This window comes from Micromonospora tarensis (assembly GCF_016803395.1).
Classification (GTDB): Bacteria; Actinomycetota; Actinomycetes; order Mycobacteriales; family Micromonosporaceae; genus Micromonospora; species Micromonospora tarensis.
This window is the reverse complement of record NZ_JAEVHL010000348.1, coordinates 1-4,976: the sequence shown is the minus strand read 5'-3', so window position 1 is coordinate 4,976 and position 4,976 is coordinate 1. Positions and strand designations below refer to the sequence as shown.

At 73.8% G+C, this 4,976-nt stretch carries 3 protein-coding genes and 1 pseudogene; 1 reads left to right on the top strand and 3 read right to left on the bottom strand.

What is annotated here, in order from left to right:
* The 3 genes and pseudogenes from JM949_RS38185 to JM949_RS38175 all read right to left on the bottom strand — a co-directional run.
* Positions 1-320 (bottom strand): annotated as a pseudogene (locus tag JM949_RS38185) (hypothetical protein); the annotation flags it as partial.
* Positions 321-419: 99 nt separating this feature from the next.
* Entirely contained in the window at positions 420-2,120 is a 1,701-nt protein-coding gene (locus JM949_RS38180) for a type 1 periplasmic-binding domain-containing protein (protein ID WP_238434352.1), read from the bottom strand.
* A 25-nt stretch (positions 2,121-2,145) separates the two neighbouring features.
* Positions 2,146-3,114, bottom strand: a complete 969-nt coding sequence (locus JM949_RS38175; RefSeq protein ID WP_238434351.1) for a hypothetical protein — start codon at positions 3,112-3,114, stop codon at positions 2,146-2,148.
* Positions 3,115-3,247: 133 nt separating this feature from the next.
* On the opposite strand from JM949_RS38175, the gene JM949_RS33435 reads away from it, so the two are divergent.
* Positions 3,248-4,780 carry a M1 family metallopeptidase gene (locus JM949_RS33435; RefSeq protein ID WP_407664870.1) on the top strand — a complete coding sequence of 511 codons (1,533 nt, stop codon included), beginning with the start codon at positions 3,248-3,250 and terminating at the stop codon, positions 4,778-4,780.
* The last annotated feature ends 196 nt before the right edge of the window (positions 4,781-4,976 follow it).

Here is a 4,976-nt window from a genome sequence, read left to right as displayed (position 1 = left end):
CTGCGGGTCCCGGGCGTCGGTATCCACCTGCCAGGTGGTGGCCGCCGCCGAGCGGGACCAGCACCGGGAAGCCGCCGTCGGAAGTGGACGCCGCGCCGATCCGCGACCGCGGCGGGCTCGTCGGTCAGCGGCGTCGCGCCCGGGGCGGGAGTGGCGAGCGCGTCGCCGAGGCGGGCGAGGCGGGCCACCAGCTCATCGACGCCGGCCGCAGCGGCAGCGCTCGGTGCCGTGCCGAGAGCGCCGCGGGCATTGTCCAGATGCGCCCGGGCCGCCCGGTGGGAGTTGACCGCCTGCCCGTACGCCGACGCGAGCCTGCCCACCCTCTGCCCCCAACGCCAACGGCCGCCTGGTCCCAGGAACCCTAACGGACGCCTGTGGCACCCGGACAGTCCGACGAGGACGTGTCACCGGCGGACCGGTCACACCGGGCCGCAGGCGGCCGGACCGGAGGTGTCGGCCACTCCACACCGGAACACCTCCACCGGAGCCGTGGCCACGTCAGGCACCTGCTCCACCCGCATCAGGGCGAGCCGCTTGTCGACCGGCTCCCCCGAGTCGGGCGTGAACCGGATCAACCCGGCCACCCCCCGGTAGCCCTGGCCGGCGTTCTGCCGGAGCACCTCCGCGTGTACCGCGACCGGGTTGACCGACCTCGGCTCCCAGCGCTGCCGCGGATCGGCGTGGTGCAGCCGGGCGGCGAGGCTCTCCACCGCCCGGATCAGCATCATCGCCGCGTCGTAGGAGAGGCTGACCCGCTCGCCGACCTGCTCCTCGGAGCCCGGCCGGCAGCGCGGCGGGTCGAGCAGGTCGTCGGCCTGGATCCAGGACAGGAAGCTGGCCCGCGCGTCGTCCCGTCGATCCTGGGCGGCGCGCAGCGCGGCGCAGGTGGCCAGGGACGCCTTGGAGACGTACGTGACGGGCAGGTTGCCGGGCGCGGCGGCCCGCAGCCCCGGGTTGGCCATGTAGCGGTTGGCCGAGTCGTCGGCGACGAGGTGCCGGGGCGGGTTGCCGCCGCACTCGCGCAGCGCCCGCAGGAACCCGTCGAAGTCCGACCAGCGGCCCGCGTAGAAGAGCAGACCGGGGTAACCGCACTCGCCGGTCAGCCGCTGCCCGGTGCGCCACTCGTCGATGCGGGTGAGCCGGGCGCCGAACCGCTGGCGGAGCCCGTCGACGAGGGTGCCCACGTAGAGGTCCTCGGTGAGCGAGCTGCCCTCCAGTGTGGTGTAGAAGACGTGCGCCTGGTCGACCTTCAGCACCTGCCGGGCGTACGCGTCGACCATCTTCACCTGATCCGCGTTCGGCGCGGAGATCTGCAGGTAGAGGCGGGAGTTGGCGTCCATCCGGTCGGCGGAGAGGGTCGGGGCGAGCACCGGCAGCCCGACCTGGTTCAGCTCGCGCAGCGCGCGGGCGGTGCTGGTGCGGCTCTCCACCAGCCCGACCACCCCGAGCACCGTGGGGTCGTCGCGGGCCAGCTCGGCCAGCATCGCCACGGCCCGGTCGGCGTGGATCATCTGCCGGCCGGCGTTGGCCACCACGATCCGCAGCAACGCGGCACCGTCGGCGCCGGCCGACTCCTTCAGCAACGCGTACTGGGCGGTGGCCATGCCCTCCAGCTCCTCCCGCTCGGAGACGTACGACTCCTCGTCCGCGCGGGTCCGGTTGCCGGTCAGGGTGCCCAGGTAGACCAGGGTGAGGAAGGGTCGACGCCGGTCACTGCGCTGCCAGACCTCCTCGGCGGCGCGGTTCTGCGCGAAGATCCGCCGCTGGACGGTGCGCAGCCGGTCCTGCCCGGGGTCGTTGTTGAACACCTGCGCGGCGCTGTCGCTGTAGCCGACACACTCGCCGCCGGCGGCGATCTCGACCGAGACCCGACCGCCGGTGAGCGAGGGATGGCAGCCCGGCCCCCACCGGGTGCCCACCCACACGCCGAGCGCCGCCACCAGCACCAGGCAGAGCGCCGCCGGCAGGAAGCGCCGCGACCACCAGGGCGGATCTGGTGCGGAGAAGGGCCGGACGCCACCCCGCGACGGTGGGCCGGTGTCGGTGTCGTCGGGACGCAGCACCACCAGCCAGGCGGCCGGGCGGCGCAGCCGCCGCATCTCCGGCAGCGCTCGGCCCACTCGTCGTACGCCTCGTCGGCCTCGGTCAACGGGTGCGGTTCGGCAGCTCGGGCGGGGGCTGTGCGCCGGACGCGACGATGAGCAGCGGGTCGTTGCGGCCGGTCTCGGTGCGGACGTCGCCGATCAGCCGGACCAGTTGCCCGCCGACGTTGCCGGGGGCGACGTGGTCGAGCAGCAGCGCCGGGTACGCGGTGCGTCGCCAGTCCGACGGGCGCCAGGGCCGACGCCGGTACGCCTGCCGCAGGTCCTCCAGGAACGCGTGCAGCAGCAGTTTGTTGACCTGGTCGGGTTGCTCCCCGTCGCGCCACCCGGCGGTGAGCCGCTCGGCGAAGCCGAGGAACGTGACCGACTGCCGGGGGGCGAGGTACTGCTGGCGCATGAACCAGCGGTAGTGCCGGCCGAGCAGTGGCACCCGACCGGAGACGGCGGCCCGGAAGACCACCCCCGGCACGGCGCGGCGAACCAGCCAGAGCAGCACCTGCGAGACGATGCTCACCGCGTCACCGCCGGAGGGCGGCGCCTCCGGCGTACGCGGGCCCCGCCGGTCCCGCAGCCGGCGCACCAGCGCCGCGCGGCTGTCGTCGGCGTCGACGCTGACGCTGAGGCTCTGCTGCATCAGCCAGTCGGCGAGCGGGTAGTGCCGGAACCGCAGCCGGGCCGCGCCGAAGGCCTCCAGGGAGAGCTGCCGGTGCAGTTCGCGCAGCAACGCCGGCACGTCCGCGGCGCCCGGCGGCACCTCGGCGTCCAGCACGGCGTGCGGGACCCGCCGCCGGGGGCCCTGGCCGAGGAACCGGCGCAGCGGCACCATCAGATCCGGCGGGTCGGCGCGGACCACCCAGAGCAGCGGGAGTCGTCGGTCACCGCGGCGGGGCCGGCGCAGCAACTGCGCGAGGAGCGCGAAGAACTCGGGCCCGCCGGCCGGCAGGAGGTCCCGACCTCCGGTCGCCTGCCGCTGGCCGATCAACTCCCGCTTGGGCACCTCGGACCGCCGCACGCGTCACCTCCGATGCACCCAGTGTGACCTTGCGGGGCAGGATACGCCAGAGATCGACGGACGGCGGGCCGGCAACGTTCACAGTTGTCGATTAGGTTGGCGTGGCGTACACCCGATGGAGGGAGTCCACCCCGTGCGACGAGTCCTCATGGCGGCTACCACCGCCCTGACCCTCACCACCGCCGGCACCATGCTCGCCGGCACCCCCGGCCACGCCGCCCCGACGGGCTGGGGCCGTCCCGTCGTCACCGCCGCGCCGCAACCCGGCGCGCCCGGCCTGGGCGACAGCTACTTCCCCGACTACGGCAACGGCGGCTACGACGTCGAGCACTACGACGTCCGGCTGCGCTACGACCCGGCCACCGACCTGCTCACCGGCACCACCACCATCCTCGCCACGGCCACTGCCGACCTTTCGACGTTCAACCTGGACTTCCTGCTCGACGTCGAGTCGGTCCGGGTCAACGGTTGGGCGGCGAGCACCGACACGGCGGGCGCACACGAGCTGGTGGTCACGCCGGCCCGCACGGTGACCCGGGGTCAGCAACTCACCATCGTGGTGCGCTTCTCCGGCGTTCCGTCGGAGACCCTGGTCGGCGGCTACACCGGCTGGACGCGTACCGACGACGGCGCCCTCGCCGTCAACGAGCCCGAGGCGGCGTGGTGGTGGTTCCCGAGCAATGACCACCCGCTGGACAAGGCCACCTTCGACATCTCCGTGTCGGTGCCCACCGGCGTCGAGGTGATCAGCAACGGCGTGCAGCCGAGGCCGCCGGCCGCCGAGCCGGGCAACCGCACCCGGTGGAGCTGGCGGACCACCTCCCCTACAGCCACCTACCTGGCCTTCCTGGCCATCGGCCAGTACGACATCGTCACCGACACCACGCCGGGCGGCCAGCCGGTGGTCAACGCGTACAGCACCTCGCTGGGCGCGCTCGGGCCGGCCGCTCGGGCCAGCATCGAGCGGACCGCCGAGATCGTCGACTGGGAGAGCGGGATCTTCGGGCCGTACCCGTTCGAGGCGCAGGGCGGCGTGGCCGGACCGCTGGACGGCATCAACTTCGCCCTGGAGACGCAGACCCGACCGGTGTACGGGCCGGGCTTCTGGCGACGCGGCGCGAACACCTACGTGGTGGTGCACGAGAACGCCCACCAGTGGTTCGGCGACTCGGTCTCGGTGGCCGAGTGGCGCAACATCTGGCTCAACGAGGGTTTCGCCACGTACGCCGAGTGGCTCTGGTCGGAGGAGCAGGGTGAGGGCAGCGCGCAGGAGGTCTTCGACTTCACCTACGCCAGCTACCCGGCCGACGACGAGTTCTGGCAGGTGCTGCCGGGTGACCCGGGCGCCGCTGGAATCTTCGACAACGCCGTCTACGACCGGGGCGCGATGACGGTGCACCAGCTCCGGCTGGCCGTCGGCGACGACGCGTTCTTCGAGATCCTGCCGGCCTGGGCCACCGCGCACCGGTACGGCAACGGCACCATCGCCCAGTTCCAGGCGCTGGCGGAACGGATCTCCGGCCTGGACCTGGACGACCTGTTCAACACCTGGCTGTTCACCGCCGGCCGGCCCGACGTGGCCAGCGCCGCCCGCACTGCCGCCCCGCCGGCCGAGCCGAAGTCCTGGGCGAAGATCCGCGAGTCGCACGAGCTGATGTCGCACTAGCCGTCAGGCGCGACCCGGAAGGCCCGTCGTCACCCGCGGCGGGCCTTCCGACCGTCCACTGTCCCCGGCTCCGGGTTGGATTCGGCGCGACGGCGTCTCACGCGGCACCGGTCTGGCCGGCCGCGCTCGCCTCGCGCCCCGGGCGCGGCCGCCGCGGGTGACCGCTGTCTCGACGCGGCGGCCCACCCGGCTCGGC